13 protein-coding genes are annotated in these 16,832 nt (G+C 66.6%); 2 read left to right on the top strand and 11 right to left on the bottom strand.

The window, feature by feature from the left end:
- Positions 1-476: 476 nt before the first annotated feature.
- The gene (locus PSEMAI1_RS0106170) at positions 477-1,478 is read right to left on the bottom strand and encodes a helix-turn-helix transcriptional regulator (RefSeq protein ID WP_029770513.1); all 1,002 of its coding nucleotides are present in this window, start codon (positions 1,476-1,478) and stop codon (positions 477-479) included.
- Between the two features lie 152 nt (positions 1,479-1,630).
- Between PSEMAI1_RS0106170 and PSEMAI1_RS0106165 the strand changes: the two genes are divergently transcribed.
- Positions 1,631-2,440: a ThuA domain-containing protein gene (locus tag PSEMAI1_RS0106165; RefSeq protein ID WP_024302026.1), complete on the top strand. Its 810-nt coding sequence runs from the start codon at positions 1,631-1,633 to the stop codon at positions 2,438-2,440.
- The gene (locus PSEMAI1_RS0106160) at positions 2,437-3,543 is read left to right on the top strand and encodes a Gfo/Idh/MocA family protein (RefSeq protein WP_024302025.1); all 1,107 of its coding nucleotides are present in this window, start codon (positions 2,437-2,439) and stop codon (positions 3,541-3,543) included. Before PSEMAI1_RS0106165 ends, PSEMAI1_RS0106160 begins: the two co-directional genes overlap by 4 nt.
- Before the next feature lie 94 nt (positions 3,544-3,637).
- On the opposite strand, the gene PSEMAI1_RS0106155 is transcribed toward PSEMAI1_RS0106160, so the two are convergent.
- The 10 genes from PSEMAI1_RS0106155 to PSEMAI1_RS0106110 all read right to left on the bottom strand — a co-directional run bounded on the left by PSEMAI1_RS0106155 (position 3,638) and on the right by PSEMAI1_RS0106110 (position 16,829).
- Positions 3,638-4,933, bottom strand: a complete 1,296-nt coding sequence (locus tag PSEMAI1_RS0106155; protein ID WP_024302024.1) for an aminodeoxychorismate synthase component I — start codon at positions 4,931-4,933, stop codon at positions 3,638-3,640.
- A gap of 38 nt (positions 4,934-4,971) precedes the next feature.
- Entirely contained in the window at positions 4,972-6,930 is a 1,959-nt protein-coding gene (locus PSEMAI1_RS0106150) for a methyl-accepting chemotaxis protein (protein ID WP_024302023.1), read from the bottom strand.
- Between the two features lie 250 nt (positions 6,931-7,180).
- Positions 7,181-8,548, bottom strand: coding sequence for an MFS transporter (locus PSEMAI1_RS0106145; RefSeq protein WP_024302022.1), 1,368 nt, complete (start codon positions 8,546-8,548; stop codon positions 7,181-7,183).
- Positions 8,549-8,928: 380 nt separating this feature from the next.
- Positions 8,929-9,798, bottom strand: coding sequence for a formyltetrahydrofolate deformylase (gene purU, locus PSEMAI1_RS0106140; protein WP_024302021.1), 870 nt, complete (start codon positions 9,796-9,798; stop codon positions 8,929-8,931).
- A 19-nt stretch (positions 9,799-9,817) separates the two neighbouring features.
- Positions 9,818-10,258, bottom strand: coding sequence for a dihydroneopterin aldolase (locus PSEMAI1_RS0106135; RefSeq protein WP_024302020.1), 441 nt, complete (start codon positions 10,256-10,258; stop codon positions 9,818-9,820).
- A 66-nt stretch (positions 10,259-10,324) separates the two neighbouring features.
- Positions 10,325-10,918: a sarcosine oxidase subunit gamma gene (locus tag PSEMAI1_RS0106130; RefSeq protein ID WP_024302019.1), complete on the bottom strand. Its 594-nt coding sequence runs from the start codon at positions 10,916-10,918 to the stop codon at positions 10,325-10,327.
- Positions 10,911-13,907, bottom strand: a complete 2,997-nt coding sequence (locus tag PSEMAI1_RS0106125; RefSeq protein WP_024302018.1) for a sarcosine oxidase subunit alpha family protein — start codon at positions 13,905-13,907, stop codon at positions 10,911-10,913. The genes PSEMAI1_RS0106130 and PSEMAI1_RS0106125 overlap by 8 nt, the downstream gene beginning before the upstream one ends.
- Entirely contained in the window at positions 13,894-14,184 is a 291-nt protein-coding gene (locus PSEMAI1_RS0106120) for a sarcosine oxidase subunit delta (RefSeq protein ID WP_024302017.1), read from the bottom strand. Before PSEMAI1_RS0106120 ends, PSEMAI1_RS0106125 begins: the two co-directional genes overlap by 14 nt.
- A gap of 14 nt (positions 14,185-14,198) precedes the next feature.
- Positions 14,199-15,443 (bottom strand): sarcosine oxidase subunit beta family protein, encoded by a 1,245-nt coding sequence (locus tag PSEMAI1_RS0106115; RefSeq protein ID WP_024302016.1) that lies wholly within the window; start codon positions 15,441-15,443, stop codon positions 14,199-14,201.
- Positions 15,444-15,452: 9 nt separating this feature from the next.
- A complete protein-coding gene (locus tag PSEMAI1_RS0106110) occupies positions 15,453-16,829 on the bottom strand; it encodes an L-serine ammonia-lyase (protein WP_024302015.1) in 1,377 nt (458 codons plus the stop codon).
- Positions 16,830-16,832: the final 3 nt, after the last annotated feature.

The raw sequence follows: 16,832 nt of genomic DNA, 5'->3' as shown, positions 1-16,832 counted from the left end.
GAGGAGAGATCCGGTTCGTCACATAACGCTGCCGTATGCCAACGAGGTGGTTGTAGCTCCCTTGGCTGTCCATGCCCCCTGGCCGAACGGGTATCTGGGTTGTTGGCAAGCGGCACCACTCCCGCCTTAATCCTCTGGTAATCGGGGTTGATGCTAGCAAAATGACAAAAAGATAAACTTTGGAAAGGGGGAAGAATTATTTGGAAAAAGGAAATTGGCGAAAAACGACGCCTGAGTCTGTGTTTCCTGCCGTTACAGAGCGGGATGGCTCATGTTCACTGCACTGCGCTTGAACGGCGCGCCTAACCAGCGATCCGGCGCTGATCGACACGCTCCGCCGCTGCCTGGCCCGCCTCAAGGCCAGCGGACGACTACAGACGCTGCAGCGGCAGTACGAGCGGGCTTTACACTGAAGCAACCTGCCCGTTCATGGCCTCCGATCCACCCCCGTTTCGGGCCGATTTCAAACGACTCCGCTACACCGCGGCAGGCACAGCCGCACCAGCCCCCTCCCCCCGCCCGGCCCGCCAGACCTTCGGCGTCATGCCGAAATGCGCCCGGAAGGTGCGGATGAAGTAGCTCTGCGTGGCAAAGCCGCAGGCCCACGCCACCTCCTTGCCGGCCAGTCCACTCTCGCTCAACAGGCGCGTTGCGCGCTCCATGCGCTGGCGGTTGATGAAGCCGGCGAGGTGCTCGCCGGTGGCCTGGCTGAACACATGCGACAGGTAGTCCGCGGTGCAGCCCGACTGCTCGGCCAGGCGGCGCACGCTCAGTTGGTGATCGCCCAGCTGGTTCTGGATCAAGACGCGTACCCGCGCCACCAGCGGCGGTTCCTGCCGGGGATCGGCAGCCGGGTCGTCGAGCAGACGCAGCACGCCGGCGGTGGCCGCCACCACCAGGGCACGCGCCTGAATGGCGGCGCAATCCAGCGCCTCCCCCGCATCCGCTCGGGCCACGGACGCACGGCCCAGCTTGGCGGCGTCGGCCAGCCAGTCGTGGATGCTCTGCGCCTGGGCATGATGACGCGCCTCCAGGTGCAGGATGCCCGGCGTGCCCGGCGCCTCCTCGTGCGCGACATGACAGATCAGCGTCGTTCCCTCGGCGTACACCACGATGTTGCAAAACAGCGTACCGTCCTCCCCCGTCCCCACGCGCTCGGCATGCAACAGCTTGGGCGGCATCACCAGCGCCTCGCCGGGCCCCAGCAGCAGTTCCCCATGTGGAAAACGAAAGCGCGTCCATCCTGCCACCTGCAGGAACAGCTCGGGCGCCAGATGGAAGTGTCCGTCGCCACGCGCCACCCACTCGCCCGCCGGGCTCGGCAGCCGCAGCGGGCGCGTTCCGTCCGCCAGACCATGCAGGAAATCCGCCAACAGGCCACGCATCGGCGGCGCCTGTTCGGATACCACCAGACGGGAACTCGCGTGCCGGATGACCGGTTCGAGCGGCGACACCAATTGATCCAGGTTTTTTGACATTCTTCGCAGTTTTTTAGTGCTGATTCACGTTGAAGGCAGGCCAGCCGGCCGGCTAATCTTTTCCATGCCAGCCCACCAGATTCATCCATGTTAAGGGCCTCAGCGGCATTCCGTGCCGCCATCCGACGTTGCAACCACTCTGGGGAGCCATTGTGCTAAAAACCAAGATTTCTGTCATTGTCTGGAACGAATTCCGGCACGAGCGGGAGAATGAGGCCGTCCGCGCCATTTATCCCGACGGCCTGCATACCACCATCGCCGCCGCGCTCGCCGAGACACCGGGACTGAATCCCGGCGCGCTGCCGCTCGACATCGCCACCGCCACCCTCGACGAGCCCGAACACGGCCTGTCCGAAGAACGCCTCGCCAACTGCGACGTGCTGCTGTGGTGGGGCCACAAGGCGCACGATCAGGTGTCCGATGCCGTGGTCGAGCGCGTGCAGCGCCGTGTGCTCGAAGGCATGGGCCTGATCGTGCTGCACTCGGGCCACTTCTCGAAGATCTTCCGCCGTCTCTTGGGGACGAACTGCTCGCTCAAATGGCGCGAGGCGGACGAGAAGGAACGGGTATGGGTGGTCGAGCCCTCGCATCCCATCGCCGCCGGTCTCGGCGAGTATTTCGAGCTGCCCTACGAAGAGATGTACGGCGAGCGCTTCGACATTCCGCTGCCGGACAGCACGGTGTTCATCTCGTGGTTCGAGGGCGGCGAAGTGTTCCGCTCCGGCTGCTGCTGGGAGCGCGGTCACGGGCGCCTGTTCTACTTCCGCCCCGGTCACGAAGCCTACCCCACCTACCACGACGCCAACGTCCAGCGCGTGCTGGCCAACGCGGTGCAGTGGGCCGCGCCGCGCGTCAACATCGTCGACCGCTGCCCGTGCGTGGAACCGCTGGAGAAACTGAGCGAAAAGACCGTGAACTTCGGCAAAGTCGGCATCCTGCAGGGCAAGGGAGATATCGAATGAACGACAACTACCAGGTGGAAGTGAAGGCAGCGCCGGCGGCAGCGGATGGCCGCCGTCTGCGCGTCGGCGTGATCGGCCTTGGCATCGGCCGCCTGCACATCGAAGGCTGGCTGCAGCACCCGAACGTGGACGTGGTGGCGATCGCCGATCCCGACCTCGAACGGCTTGCCAAGGTGGGCGACCAGTTCTCCATCCCGGCTCGCTACGACAGCGCCGAGGCGATGCTGGCAGCGGAGCAGCTCGACGTGGTGAGCGTCTGCACCCCGAACAAGTACCACAAGGCACTCACGCTGGCGGCCTTCGACGCCGGCTGCCACGTGCTGTGCGAGAAGCCGATGGCGATGAACGCCACCGAGGGGCGCGAGATGCTGGAGGCGGCACGGCGCGCCGGCAAGCGGCTGATGATCAACTTCTCCTACCGCTTTTCCGCACAATCGCGGGCGCTCAAGGCCCAGGTCGATGCCGGCCGCTTCGGCGACTTCTACTTCGGCCGCACCGTGTGGCACCGCCGGCGCGGCATGCCGGGCTTCGGCGGCTGGTTCGGCACCAAGGCCCTGGCCGGCGGCGGCCCGCTGATCGACCTCGGCGTGCACCGGCTGGACCTGGCCTTGTGGCTGATGGGTTACCCGAAGCCGACCTGGGTGATGGGCAGCACTTACGACCCGATCGCTCGCGAACTGGCCGAACGGTCAGGCAAGGCCTTTGACGTCGAAGACCTCGCCGCCGCGCTGATCCGCTTCGACAACGGCGCCACGCTGGCGCTCGAAGCCTCCTGGGCCGCCAACATCCGCGAAGCCGAGCTGATGGAAACCCGCCTCTTGGGCACCAAGGCCGGGCTGCTGCAGCACAACCTCAACGAGGGCTACACCTTCGACGCGCACATCTTTATGGAGCAGGACGGCGCGCAGTTCGACATGCACCTCAACCCGTCGGCGGCACAGGCGCACTCTGCGATGCACGATTACGCCGAGGCGATTCTCAACGAGCGCCCCCACCCCGCCCCCGGCGAGGAAGGCCTGATCGTGATGGAGATTCTCGACGCGATCTACGCCAGCGCCCGCTCGGGCGAACCGGTGAGGATCGGTAGCACTGCCCACGGCTAGCGGCGGCAGAGGCCGGCCTGGTGCGCCACCCACCTGGTGGCGGCAAGGCCGGCCGTACACCGTCTTCGGCCAACCTTTTGCCTGCGCCGACGCCTCAGGCCTGCTCCACGCCCAGCGCGCGCAGCAGGCCGCGTGCCTTGTGGCGGGTTTCCTGCAACTCGCGCTCGGGGTCCGAGTCGGCCACGATGCCGCCGCCGGCGCGGAAGCGCAGTTGCTGGCCCTCCTGCATGAAGGTGCGGATCAGGATGTTCAGGTCCATGCTGCCGTCGCGGTTCAGGTAACCCAGGCTGCCGGTGTAGGCACGGCGCGCACCGGCCTCCAGCTCACGGATGATCTGCATGGTGCGCACCTTGGGGCAGCCGGTGATGGTGCCGCCGGGGAACAGCGCGCGGAACACGTCGACTGGCGCCACCTCGGGGCGCAGCTTGCCCCTCACGTTCGATTCGATGTGGTGCACGTAGGCGTAGCTTTCCACCGCCATCAGTTCGTTGACCTCCACCGTGCCCGGCTGGCTGATGCGGCCGAGGTCGTTGCGCTCGAGGTCGATCAGCATGACGTGCTCGGCACGTTCCTTGGTGCTGGAAATCAGCCGCTGCTTCAGCGCCGCGTCCTCGACCGGATCGGGCGAACGCGGATGGGTGCCGGCGATCGGCCGCGTCTCGGCCCAGCCGTCCTTGACCCGTACCAGCCGCTCCGGCGACGAGCTGACGATCTGGGCAGCGCCAAAGTCGGCCAGCGCCGAGAACGGCGCCGGGTTGGCGCGGCGCAGCGCGGCGAACAGGTCGGCGGCGCGCACCCCGTCCGCCAGCGTGGCACGCCAGCCGCGCGAGATGTTGACCTGGAACACGTCGCCTTCGAGGATGTAGCGCTTGAGGCGCACCACGGCATCGGTGTACCAGTTCGGGTCGTCCTCGCTGAGATGCTGCAAGGCCACCGGGTGCGGTGTGAACGCTGGTGCGACGCTTACCCTGGCACGCAGCGCCGTGAGCTCCTCGGCGCTCTCCGCCACCAGCCAGCCTTGCTGCGTGGCGCGGTCGACCAGCACGGCGGCCGGCACGCGCGCCAGCGCCGCCAGCGGAAAGCTGTCCGGCACGCCGGCGGGCACGCTGGGCTCGAACTCCGACAGCAGGTCGTAGCCGAGAAACACGAACCAACCGCCGACGAAGGGCAGGCCGTGCGGATTGGCCACCGGCTGCGGGGTGATGGCGCGCACCGCGTCGAGGAACGCGCCGCCCTCGCCGTCGTAAAACAGCCGGGTCTCTCCCGGCAGGGCAAACAGCATATCCCAGCCCTGCTCGCCGGAGGACATCAGCAGGTAGGGGAAATGCGCCCGATCGGCGGCGTGCAGCGCCAACAGATCGGGGCAAGCATCGAGTCGTTCGCTAAACATGTTCCTTCCTGAAACCATCATCGATCGCCACGGCGGGCTCAGGTCTTGAAGCGGCTCACCAGTTGGCCGAGCCCGCCCGCCAGCTCCACCAGCTGCACGCTGTGGCTCGCTGCCTCGTCGGCGTGGTGCGATACCTGGTGCGCCGCGCCGCAGACATGCTCGATGTCGCTGGAGAGCCGCGCCGTGGCCTGATGCTGATCGGTACTGGCGCGCGCGATCTGCCCGTTCATCTCGTGGATCACCCGCACCGACTGCGAGATACGGGCAAACGCCTGGCGCGCCGCGCCGCTCTTGAGCACCGTGTCGTCGGACTGTGCCAGGCTGCACGCCATTTCCCGGGCCACCAGCTGCGTTCCCTGGCCGAGCTTGTCGAGCAAGGCCTGGATCTGGCGCGTCGACTGCTGTGTGCTTTGCGCCAGCGAACGCACCTCGTCCGCCACCACGGCAAAGCCGCGCCCCTGCTCGCCGGCGCGTGCCGCCTCGATCGCGGCGTTGAGCGCCAGGAGGTTGGTCTGGTCGGCGATGCCACGGATCACCTCGAGGATGGCGGTGATGTCCTGCCCGGCGGCCTCCAGCTCCCGCAGCGACGCCGAAGCCTGGCGCAGCGTGGCACTCAGGGCTTCGACGCTGGCCACGGTTTCGTCCACTACCTGTTCGCCCTGCCGCACAGACTGCTGACCGTCCTGCGCCGCAGCGGCGGCCTGCTCGCAATTGCGCGCCACCGCTTCAGCGCTGTCCGCCATGCGGCTGACCGAGGTCGCGGCGTTCTCCAGCACCGCGAGCTGGGCCTGGGCTGTCTGGCTCATGGTGCGCGCGACGTGATCGACGCGCTCGGCCGACTCGCCCACCTCGCCGGCCTTGAGGCTGGTCTGCCGCACCAGGTGCAGGATGGTGTCGAGAATGCCGTTGAAGCGTTGCGCCAGTGTCGCGGTTTCGTCGCGCGACGTCACCGTGAGCCGGCGCGTCAACTCGCCGTCCCCGGCGGCGATGGCGTGCAGCCCCTCGGCCACCTGCTGTACCGGCCGGGCAATGAGGCCGGCCAACCAGACACCCAATAGCAACAACACCAGCACCAGGCCGAGGCTGATCGCCGCGATGGTCCAGGTCATGCGCTCGGCGTGGGCGTAGATCTCGGCGCGCTTGACCAGGCCGATGAACTTCCAGCCCAGCATCGGCGACTTGATCACGTTCGCCTGGTACGCCTCGCCACCCACAGTCACGGCGAGCTGGCCGGCATCGAGCCGCGCCAACGCCGCGTAGGCGCCACCGTCGATCTCGGCCAGCTTCTTGAAGTTGTGCTCGGGCTTGAGCGGATCGACCAGCACCGTGCCGTTACCCTGCACCAGCATCAGGAAGCCGCTCTCGCCGATGCGAATCTGGCGCACCATATCCGTCAACCCCTTGAGCGACACGTCCATCGCCATCACGCCGAACTTGCGGCCGTCGCGCTCGATGGCGTGCGCCGCGCTGACGATGGTGGCGTTGTCGCCCGGCCAGTAGTAGGCATCGGTCAGCACGCTACGCCCGGGGCTCGCCATGGCTTGCGCGTACCACCCCCGCTTGCGCGGATCATACGGGGCATTCACCTTCCCTTCCGGCCACTGCACGATGCCGCCGTGCTCGGTGCCGACATAGATGTAAGCCAGTTCGGGGTGGCTCTGGCCGAACTGCTGGAACAGCCGGAACAGCTCGCCTTCGTTGCCGGGCTTGCCGGCCGAGGCCATGCGCTGCTCGCCGGAGAGCGTGGAAAAGTTGCTGATCTCGGGGCCGAGCTGCGCCATCTGCGGCAGCGCGGCAAAAAACGCCACATCGTTGAATACCGCCTGGAACGAGCCGCTCAGGGTCTTGTCGATCTGGCGGATTTCGCGGCTGCTGGCGTCGATGAAATGCTGCATCGCTTCCGAACGCGCCTGCAGTATGGACAAGGTGGCGATGAACGATATCGGCAATAAGGTAGTCAGCAGGAAGCACAGGACCAGCTTGGTACGTATCTTCATGGCGGGGTTTCGCTCAGTGGCTGGCTGTGCGCCGTAAGGTGCGCTCCGGGTTGCCGGACGCAAAAGACAGGACGGGATGGGGTTCATGGCAGCGGACGATGGCCGGCTACGGCACACAGGGGCCGCGATCGGCGCCCAGGAGCCGATCGCGGCGAAAGTAGGCGCAGCCGTGCCGACTACCCTGCCGGCATGGGCTGCGTGCGGAGAACCGCTCACGCTCCGGCGACGCCGCCGGAGCGCGAAGCGCTTCTTACTCGTCGGCCAGCGGCTGGCGCGAGGTTTCTCGGCTCACCAGAATGGCTACCAGTGCTACCGCGGCGGCGACCATCAGGTACCAGGCCGGCGCCATCTTGTTGCCGGTCTGCTGGATCAGCCAGGTGGCCACGAGCGGCGCGGTGCCGCCGAACAAGGCGTTGGCAGTGTTGAAGCTAAAGGCGAAGCCGCTGTAGCGCACCTTGGTCGGGAAGATTTCCGACAGGAAGCACGGCAGGGTGCCGTCGTTCATCGTCAACATGGCGCCGAACGCCACCTGCACCAGCACGATGCCGATGAAGCCGAGCGTCTGCAGTTGCTGGAACAGCGGCAGGGTCAGGCCGATGAACAGCAGCGAGGCCAGGATCAGCATGGTCTTGCGGCCGAAACGGTCGGATAGCGAGCCCATCATGAAGATCAGGCCGATATACGCCGCCAGCGAGATCGACGCCGCGATGAACGACTCCGATTCGCCCATGCCCATCTCGGTGGAGAGGTAGGTCGGCATGTAACTCAGCACCAGATAGAACGCCACGGCGTTGAGGCAGGTCACGGCGAAGGCGACCACCACCTTGCCCAGGTGCACGGTCATCAGCTCCTTGATCGGGGTCTTGGCGACATGGTGCTTGCCTTCCAACTCCTTGAACTTGGGCGAGTCCTCCAGGCGCACCCGGATGTAGCGGCCGATCAGGCCGAACGGGGCCGCCAGCAGGAACGGCAGGCGCCAGCCCCAGGAGTGCAGCTGGTCGACGGTCAGCACAGCGTGCATCACCGCCACGAACAGCGAGCCAAACAGCAGCCCGGCCGCGGTACTAGCCGGCACCATGCTGGTATAGAAGCCGCGCTTGCCCTCGGGGGCGTACTCCGCCAGGAAGGCCGACGCCCCGGCATACTCGCCGGCCGCCGAGAAGCCCTGCACCAGGCGGATGACCAGCAACAGGATCGGTGCCCACAGACCGACCTGGGCGTAGGTCGGCAGCAGGGCGATCAGGAAGGTCGACGCCGACATGATCAGGATCGATAGCGACAGCGCGCTGCGCCGCCCTATCTTGTCACCGAAGTGACCCCAGATGATGCCCCCGATCGGGCGGATGATGAACGAGATGGCGAACACGGCGTAGGCCGCCAGCAGACCGGCCTTCGGGTCGCTTTGAGGAAAGAAGACGACGGCTATGATCGTGGCGAGATAGCCGTAGGCGGCATAATCGAACCACTCGACGAAGTTACCGATGAAACTGGCCATCGCCGCCCTTTTCAAGGTGCTGCCGGTGTCGGCGCCGGCATGGTAGGTACCGACGTTACCCGCGGCGGCGTAGCCGCGGTTAGGTAGGGTCTTGCGACTTCTGTTTGCTTTGTTGTCGTGCATTTGGTTTCTCCTCCAAACTGATTGTAGTAGTGCGGAATATCCGGTTCATTGCTCTGTTTTTGTGAACTTTTTGGATCACATGACTACTAAATTTCTCGACAAACGTTTCAGTGCCCGCCGCCAATCCGGACCGATCCAGGCATGCGTCGACCTCGCCCTTTCTCCAGTGAGGCGAGCCGGCATGATGGGCTGAACACGATCCTGCCCGGGCATGGGCGGGACGGGCGCTATGGCTCGGAAACGGGGAGCTGCAGCTGCGTCATTCCTTCTCTGGTGACGATCTCCTCTAAGTAAAAACCAGTTGTTGACCCTTGTCCTGGCGTCAGGACGCTTACGGCACGGGCTCGCCGTGTTCGAGGCCCGTGCGCGCCGCGCTCGGGCTAGAGCACCACGGTGCGGTTGCTGTTGATGAATACCCTCCTCTCGATAAAGGCCTTGACCGCGCGGGCCAGTGCCAGGCATTCGACGTCACGTCCGGTGGCGAGCAGGCGCTCCGGGCCGTAGGAATGGTCGACCCGCTCCACCACCTGCTCGATGATCGGCCCCTCATCCAGCTCGTCGGTGACGAAGTGGGCGGTGGCGCCGATCAGCTTCACGCCACGCTCGTAGGCCTGGTGGTACGGCTTGGCGCCCTTGAAGCCGGGCAGGAACGAGTGGTGGATGTTGATCACGCGCCCGGCGAAGTCGGCGCTGAACTCGGCCGAGAGCACCTGCATGTAACGCGCCAGCACCACCAGTTCGGCGTCGTACTCGGCGATCAGGGCGCGCAAGCGCGTCTCCTGTTCGGACTTGGTCTCGGCCGTGAGCGGCAGGTGGTGGAAGGGAATGTCGTTGGCTTCGGCCAACGGGGCCAGCGTGTCATGGTTGGAGACGATGGCGACCACGTCCATCTTCAGTTCGTCCATGCGCCAGCGGAACAGCAGGTCAGCCAGGCAGTGGTCGAGCTTCGATACCATGATCAGCACCCGGGGGCGGACCGCCAGATCGTGGAGCGCCCAGCGCATGCCGAAGCGTTGCCCGATCGAGGCGAAATCGCGCTGCAGTTCGTTCAGCGCCAGCGGCGAGCCGGCACGGTGGTGGAACAGGCAGCGCAGGAAGAAGCGCTGGCGACATTCATCGTCGAACACGGCCAGCTCGTCGATGTAGCAGCCGCGCCGGTCGAGGAACTCGACCGCCGCCGCCACTTCGCCGGCTTCGCTCGGGCAGTCCAGAGTCAGGCTGAATTGCGGGGAAGGTTTGCGGGATACCATGTTTCTCTCCTTATGCGCCTCAGGCCCAGGCCGGCTGCGGCCGGACGGCTTCGCGGCGGCGTGCCTGCCAGTGCTGGTAATCCTGGCGCGACCACACCACCTTCACGCCCACCTGCCGCGCCTGCGCCACGGCATTGGGCTTCGTCAGCGTCAGCATCGCCTGTTCCAGCGAGGGGAAACGGCGGAACGACAGCTCCAGCAGGTCAAGTGCCAACTGCTCGACAAGACCCGTCCCGGGCTGGCTGGATAGGTAGTGACACAGCGCCTGGCAATAGCTGTGGTAGTCAAGGCACTCGGCAATGTCCTGCGGCGCGCCGGGATGCCGGTAGCGCAGTACGGCGTCGATCACCACCGGCTGCGGCTCGCACTCGTGCTCGAGAATGCCGACCACGGTCTGGGCGGTGAGGCCCTCGATCACGATCTCCCACAGGCCGGTCAAGACAGGGCTTGGTGGCTGCATATCGGTGCTTTCTACAAAGACGGTTGATCGGGAGGCAGGCCCGCGCCGCGGGCCTGCCGCGACCGGCTAGCGGATGAACTCGTCGGCGGCGTCGAGCAGCATCAGGCAGGCGTACTCGGCGAAGCTGCGCCGCACCACCAGCTGGTACAGATCCTCCGCGATGTGCAGCACGGTGATGCCGGCCTTGAAGTAGTGGCTCTGCGTACTGCAGCCGACCGGGAACACCTTGGGATGCAGGTCGAGCGGGCAGCCCTTGGCCAGCACCTCGCGCACTCGCTTGCCGGAGAGTTCGAACACGGTGTAGCCGCTGCTGACGTCGACCACGGCGTGGTGCTCGCCGGCGAGCGCTTGGCGCAGCGCCCGCTCCAGCTCGGGGCCGGTCTCCTCGACCGACTGGATCAGCCACTCGTCCGGCCCCATCCATACCGCGCTGCAACCGCTGGCCGAGGCCGTCATGGTCTGGCCGCTGGGCAGGGCCAGCTGCAGCACCTCTTCCACCGCATGGCGGAAGGCCGCCGAGCCCGGGTCACCGCGCAGCGTGACGTGGGTCATGAAGGCGCGCTCGACCAGGCCGAAGTCTTTCGGCCCCTTGACGAAGGCCGTGGCCAGTTTCGATTTAATGCCCACCAGCGGGGCTTCCTGGATCAGCTGATCAGACATGTTGGCGTCCTCCTTCGACGTCGTAGAACACCGGGCTGCACACTTCGACTTCGATGCTGCTCCCGTCCCGCAAGGCCACGTAGACACGCTCGCCGTGGCGCGACTGCCCGCCCTTCATCACCGCCATGGCGATGGAACGTTCCAGGATCGGGCTGAAGTAGCTCGAGGTGACGTGCCCCAGCATCAGCGTGATGCCGCCGCTGGTAGGTGCCGCCACGATCTGCCCGCCTTCCGGCAGCACGAACCTGGGGTCGACCGGCTTGAGGCCGACCAGCTGCTTGCGGTCCTTGCGCACGGTGTCGGAGCGGAACAGCGAGCGCTTGCCGAGAAAGTCCTTGGTCTTGGACACCATGCCTTCCATACCGAGGTCGATCGGGCTGACCGAGCCGTCGGTGTCCTGGCCGACGATGATGTAGCCCTTCTCGGCGCGCAGCACGTGCATGGTCTCGGTGCCGTAGGGGGTGATGCCGAACTCGGCGCCGGCCGCCATCAGCGCCTCCCACACCTTGCGGCCGAGGTTGGCCGGCACGTTGACTTCGTAGGCGAGTTCGCCCGAGAAGCTGATGCGCATCACGCGCGCCGCCACCCCGGCCACGGTGCCGTTGCGGTAGCTCATGAACGGGAAGGCCTGCGGCGCGAAGTCGATGTCACTGCACACCTTCTGCAGCACGCGGCGGCTGTTCGGGCCGGCCACGGCGAAGGTCGCCCAGTGGTCGGTGACGGTGGTCAGATGCACCTTGAGGTGCGGCCACTCGGTCTGCAGCCAGCGCTCCATCCAGTTGAGCACGCGCGCCGCGCCGCCGGAGGTGGTGGTCATCAGGTAGTGCTGCTCACCCAGGCGCGTGGTGACGCCGTCGTCGAACACCATGCCGTTCTCGTCCAGCATCAGGCCGTAGCGGCACTTGCCGACCTCGAGCTTGCTCCACGGGTTGGTGTAGAGCCAGTTGAGCAAGGTAGCGGCGTCCGGGCCCTGGATGTCGATCTTGCCGAGCGTCGAGGCATCGAGCATGCCAACGCTGTTGCGCACCGCCAGACACTCGCGCGCCACCGCGGCGTGCAGGTCTTCGCCTTTCTTCGGGTAGTACCACGGGCGCTTCCACTGCCCGACGTCCTCGAACAGCGCGCCCTGCTCGACGTGCCATTCGTGCAGGCAGGTCTTGCGGATCGGGTCGAGAAAACCGCCCAGTTCGCGCCCGGCGATGGCACCGAAGCTGACCGGCGTGAAGTTCGGCCGGAACGTGGTGGTGCCGGTCTCGGGGATACTCTGGCCCAGCGCCTCGGCCAGGATCGCCATGCCGTTGATGTTGCCGAGCTTGCCCTGGTCGGTACCGAAGCCCATCGCGGTATAGCGCTTGACGTGCTCGATCGAGTGGTAGCCTTCACGCGCCGCCAGGTAGATGTCGGCGGCCGAGACGTCGTTCTGGAAATCGACGAACTGCTTGTCGCTTCGGCCAACCTTGTCGCGGTCACCGACCAGCCACAGCGGCAGCAGCGGGGCCTCGCCCTGTTCCTCCACCGACCAGGCCGGCAGCGTGGGCAGCGCGAAACCCTCCAGCTCGAGCGAGCGGCGGGCAGCCTGTACGGCACCGCTCAGTACCCGGGCCAGGCTGAAGTCGCCATTGCAGGCGCCGGCGCTGGTTTCTGCCTGCACCGACGTGCCCGGCACGAAGCAGGCTTTCTGCTCGTCCCAGCGCGCCTTGCCGCCCGATTGGGCAAACAGGTGCAGCACCGGGTTGAAGCCGCCCGACATCGCCAACAGGTCGCAATCGAGCGTTCCGGCGTCGCCGGCGAGGCGGCCGCCCTGGTAACGGCTGAGCTTGACGCGGCTGACGCGCAGATCGCCGCTGGCGTGGCTCACCACCGCGCCGTACTTCACCTCGATGCCGCGCCGGCGCGCCTGCTGCGGCAGGTCGCCGTAGCTGGCAGTGCGCGGGTCGATCACGGTGACGCGGGCGCCGGCTTCGTACAGGTCGAGCGCGGTCTGGTAGGCCTGGTCGTTGTTGGTGAACACCACCGCGCGCTTGCCCGGCAGCACGCCGAAACGACGCAGGTAGGTCGACACCGCGGAGGCGGTCATCACCCCCGGCAGATCGTTGTTGGCGAACACCAGCGGACGCTCGTGGGCGCCGGTGGCGAGGATCACGCGCTGGGCGCGCACCTTCCACACCCGTTCGCGGATGCCGTGGCGCCGCGCCAGCGGCAGGTGGTCGGTCTTGCGCTCGCAGATGGTCAGCAGGTTGTGATCCTGGTAGCCGAACACGGTGCTGCGCCGCAATACCTGCACCTCGGGCATCGCCGCCAGTTCCGCCTCGATCCGCGCCACCCACTCCAGCCCCGGCAGGCCGTCGATACTGGCCGGCTGGCTGAGCAGGCTGCCGCCCAGTTCCGACTGGTTGTCGGCGAGGATCACCCGGGCGCCGGCGCGGCCGGCGATCCAGGCGGCGGCGAGCCCGGCCGGGCCGCCGCCCACCACCAGCACGTCGCAGTGGGCGTACATCTTGTCGTAGCGGTCGGCATCGAGCGCGGTCGGCGCTTCGCCCAGACCGGCGGCCTCGCGGATGAACTCCTCGTACTTCGGCCACATCTTCTGCGGCCACATGAAGGTCTTGTAGTAGAAGCCGGCCGGGATGAAACGGGCGATCTTCTGGTTCACCGCGAGGCGGTCCTTCTCCAGGCTCGGCTTGGCGTTGACGCTCTTCGCGCTCAGTCCGTCGTACAGCTCGAGCTCGGTGGCGCGGGCGTTGGGCACCTCGTAGGCGCCGGATTCGAGCTGCACCAGCGCGTTCGGCTCCTCGACGCCGGCGGTGATGATGCCGCGCGGGCGATGGTACTTCCAGCTGCGCGCGACGAAGTGCACGTCGTTGGCGAGCAGCGCCGAGGCAAGGGTGTCGCCCTCGAAGCCCTGGTAGGTCTTGCCGTTGAAGTGGAACGTCAGCGGGACGGCGCGGTTGATGCGGCCGCCTTGCGGAATACGGTTAGTCTGCGCCATGAGAATCTCCCGACGCCCCTGCCCCGATGGGGTAGGTACGGATGAATTGGTAAGTCACGGTGTCACGCTCGGCGTTGAACCAGCGGCGGCAGCCGGAGGCGTGGAACCACTGCTCCTTGTGGATACCCTTGGTGTTCTTGCGCATGAACACGTAGTCGCCCCACGCTTCGTCGGACAGCTTCTCGCTCTCCAACGGGCGCACGATGTCGGCTTCGCCGCCGCAGCTGAATTCGCTCTCGGCGCGCGGCCCGCACCAGGGACAAGTAATCTGCAACATGGTGGTTCTCCTGATCAGTGGGCGACCGCAGCCGCACCGTGCTCGTCGATGAGGTGGCCGGAATAGAAGCGGTCCAGCGCGAACGCGGCATTGAGCGGGTGCGGGTTGTCGGTGGCGATGGTGTGGGCGAACACGTGCCCCGACCCCGGCGTGGCCTTGAAGCCGCCGGTGCCCCAGCCGCAGTTGAAGTAGAGCCCCTTGACCGGGGTCTTGCTGATGATCGGGCAGGCGTCCGGCGAGACGTCGACGATGCCGCCCCACTGGCGGTTCATGCGCACGCGGCTGAAGATCGGGAACATCTCGACGATCGCCTGCAACGTGCCCTCGATGGTGTGGAAGCTGCCGCGCTGGCCGTAGCCGGTGTACTGGTCGATGCCGGCGCCGATCACCAGGTCGCCCTTGTCGGACTGGCTGATGTAGGCGTGCACCGCGTTGGACATGATCACCGTGTTGATGACGGGCTTGATCGGCTCCGACACCAGCGCCTGCAAGGGATGGCTCTCCAGCGGCAGGCGGATGTCGGCCATGGCCGCCAGCACGCTCGAGTTGCCGGCCGCCACCACCCCGATCTTCTTGGCCTTGATGAAGCCGCGCGTGGTCTCCACCCCGACCACCGCGCCGTTGTCGCGGCGGATGGCGGTGACCTCGCAGTTCTGGATGATGTCGACGCCGCGGCTGTCGGCGCCACGGGCGAAACCCCAGGCCACCGCGTCGTGACGCGCCACCCCGGCGCGCGGCTGGAACGACGCGCCCAGCACCGGATAGCGGCTGTTGAGGTTGATGCAGGGCACGATCTCCTTGATCTGCTCCGGCGTCAGCACCTCGGCGTCGACGCCGTTGAGGCGGTTGGCCCCGACACGGCGCTCGATGTCGCGCATGTCCTGCAGCGTGTGGCCAAGGTTCATCACCCCGCGCTGGCTGAACATCACGTTGTAGTTGAGGTCCTGCGCCAGGCCCTCCCACAGCTTCAGCGCGTGCTCGTAGAGCTGCGCCGCTTCGTCCCACAGGTAGTTGGAGCGCACGATGGTGGTATTGCGCGCGGTATTGCCGCCACCCAGGTAGCCCTTCTCGATCACCGCGACATTGGTGATGCCGTGCTCCTTGGCCAGATAGTAGGCGGTAGCGAGGCCGTGGCCGCCGCCGCCGATGATCACCACGTCGTACTCGCGCTTGGGCTCGGGACTGCGCCAGGCACGTTGCCAGTTCTCGTGGTAGGACAGCCCGTTACGCACCAGGCTGAAAATGGAATAACGTTTCATAGTCTCACCTCAACACTCGATGACGTTGACCGCCAGCCCCCCGCGGGAGGTCTCCTTGTACTTGGCCTTCATGTCGGCGCCGGTCTCGCGCATGGTCTTGATGACCTTGTCGAGCGAGACGTAATGCTTGCCGTTGCCCTTGAGCGCCATGCGCGCGGCGTTCACCGCCTTGATCGCCCCCATGGCGTTGCGCTCGATGCAGGGAATCTGCACCTGGCCGCCGACCGGGTCGCAGGTCATGCCGAGGTTGTGTTCCATGCCGATTTCCGCGGCGTTCTCGATCTGTTCCGGGGTGCCGCCCAGCACGGCGGTAAGCGCGGCGGCGGCCATCGAACAGGCCACCCCGACCTCGCCCTGGCAACCGACCTCGGCGCCGGAGATCGAGGCGTTTTCCTTGTAGAGGATGCCGATCGCCGCCGCGGTGAGCAGGAAGTCCATCACCCCCTGCTGGGTCGAGCCGGGCACGAATTTGGTGTAGTAGTGCAGCACCGCCGGGATGATGCCGGCCGCGCCGTTGGTCGGTGCCGTGACGATGCAGCCGCCAGCGGCGTTTTCCTCGTTCACCGCCATGGCGTAGAGGTTGATCCAGTCGATCATCGACAGCGGATCGCGCAGGCTGGCCTCCGTCTGTGCCTTGAGCGTCTGGTAGAGCTCGGGGGCGCGCCGCTTGACCTTCAACGGTCCCGGCAGCACGCCTTCGGTGGCGCAGCCGCGCTTGACCGCCGCCGCCATGGTCTCGGCGATCGCCAGCAACTGCTGGCGGATCTCGTCCGGCTCGCGCCAGGCCTGTTCGTTCTCGAACATCAGCTGGGCGATGGTCAGGCCGCTCTCGCCGGAGAGGCGTAGCAGGTCGACGCCGGATTTGAACGGGTGCGGCACCGGGCGCGACGGCAACAGGCCGTTGAGACGGCGCCCGGCCGCGTCGATGACGAAGCCGCCGCCGATCGAGTAGTACACTTCTTCCAGCAGCGGGGTGCCGCCGGCGCCGCTGGCGATCAGGCGCAGGCCGTTGGTGTGCACGGGCAGGTTCTCGCGCGGCAGGAACACCAGGCGCAGCTTCTCCGCGAACACCACCGGGTGCACCCCCATCACCTTGAGGCACTGCGTGGCGCGGATCTCGGCCAGGCGGGCCTCGGCGTAGTCCGGGTCGATCTTGTCGGGCACATTGCCCTCGAGGCCCAGCAGTACCGCCTTGTCGGTACCATGCCCCTTGCCGGTGGCGGCCAGCGCCCCGTGCAGCCGGATCTCGACCACCGCCACCTGCGGCAGCACGCCGCACTGCTGCAGGCGCGCGGCAAAGTGCTGGGCGGCGATCATCGGGCCGACGGTGTGCGAACTGGAGGGTCCGATACCGATCTTGAACAGGTCGAATGTGCTGACGTTCATGGC

The sequence above is a fragment of the Pseudogulbenkiania sp. MAI-1 genome, assembly GCF_000527175.1.
GTDB lineage: Bacteria > Pseudomonadota > Gammaproteobacteria > Burkholderiales > Chromobacteriaceae > Pseudogulbenkiania.
This window is presented reverse-complemented; position numbering and strand designations above follow the sequence as displayed.

Excerpts from the sequence above, each read along its gene's own strand:
- PSEMAI1_RS0106160 (WP_024302025.1), top strand. The coding sequence starts at position 2,437 with ATGAACGACAACTACCAGGTGGAAGTGAAGGCAGCGCCGGCGGCAGCG.
- PSEMAI1_RS0106170 (WP_029770513.1), bottom strand. The coding sequence starts at position 1,478 with ATGTCAAAAAACCTGGATCAATTGGTGTCGCCGCTCGAACCGGTCATC.
- PSEMAI1_RS0106110 (WP_024302015.1), bottom strand. The coding sequence starts at position 16,829 with ATGAACGTCAGCACATTCGACCTGTTCAAGATCGGTATCGGACCCTCC.
- PSEMAI1_RS0106155 (WP_024302024.1), bottom strand. The coding sequence starts at position 4,933 with ATGTTTAGCGAACGACTCGATGCTTGCCCCGATCTGTTGGCGCTGCAC.
- PSEMAI1_RS0106125 (WP_024302018.1), bottom strand. The coding sequence starts at position 13,907 with ATGGCGCAGACTAACCGTATTCCGCAAGGCGGCCGCATCAACCGCGCC.
- PSEMAI1_RS0106115 (WP_024302016.1), bottom strand. The coding sequence starts at position 15,443 with ATGAAACGTTATTCCATTTTCAGCCTGGTGCGTAACGGGCTGTCCTAC.
- PSEMAI1_RS0106135 (WP_024302020.1), bottom strand. The coding sequence starts at position 10,258 with ATGCAGCCACCAAGCCCTGTCTTGACCGGCCTGTGGGAGATCGTGATC.
- PSEMAI1_RS0106150 (WP_024302023.1), bottom strand. The coding sequence starts at position 6,930 with ATGAAGATACGTACCAAGCTGGTCCTGTGCTTCCTGCTGACTACCTTA.
- PSEMAI1_RS0106120 (WP_024302017.1), bottom strand. The coding sequence starts at position 14,184 with ATGTTGCAGATTACTTGTCCCTGGTGCGGGCCGCGCGCCGAGAGCGAA.
- PSEMAI1_RS0106145 (WP_024302022.1), bottom strand. The coding sequence starts at position 8,548 with ATGCACGACAACAAAGCAAACAGAAGTCGCAAGACCCTACCTAACCGC.
- purU (WP_024302021.1), bottom strand. The coding sequence starts at position 9,798 with ATGGTATCCCGCAAACCTTCCCCGCAATTCAGCCTGACTCTGGACTGC.
- PSEMAI1_RS0106130 (WP_024302019.1), bottom strand. The coding sequence starts at position 10,918 with ATGTCTGATCAGCTGATCCAGGAAGCCCCGCTGGTGGGCATTAAATCG.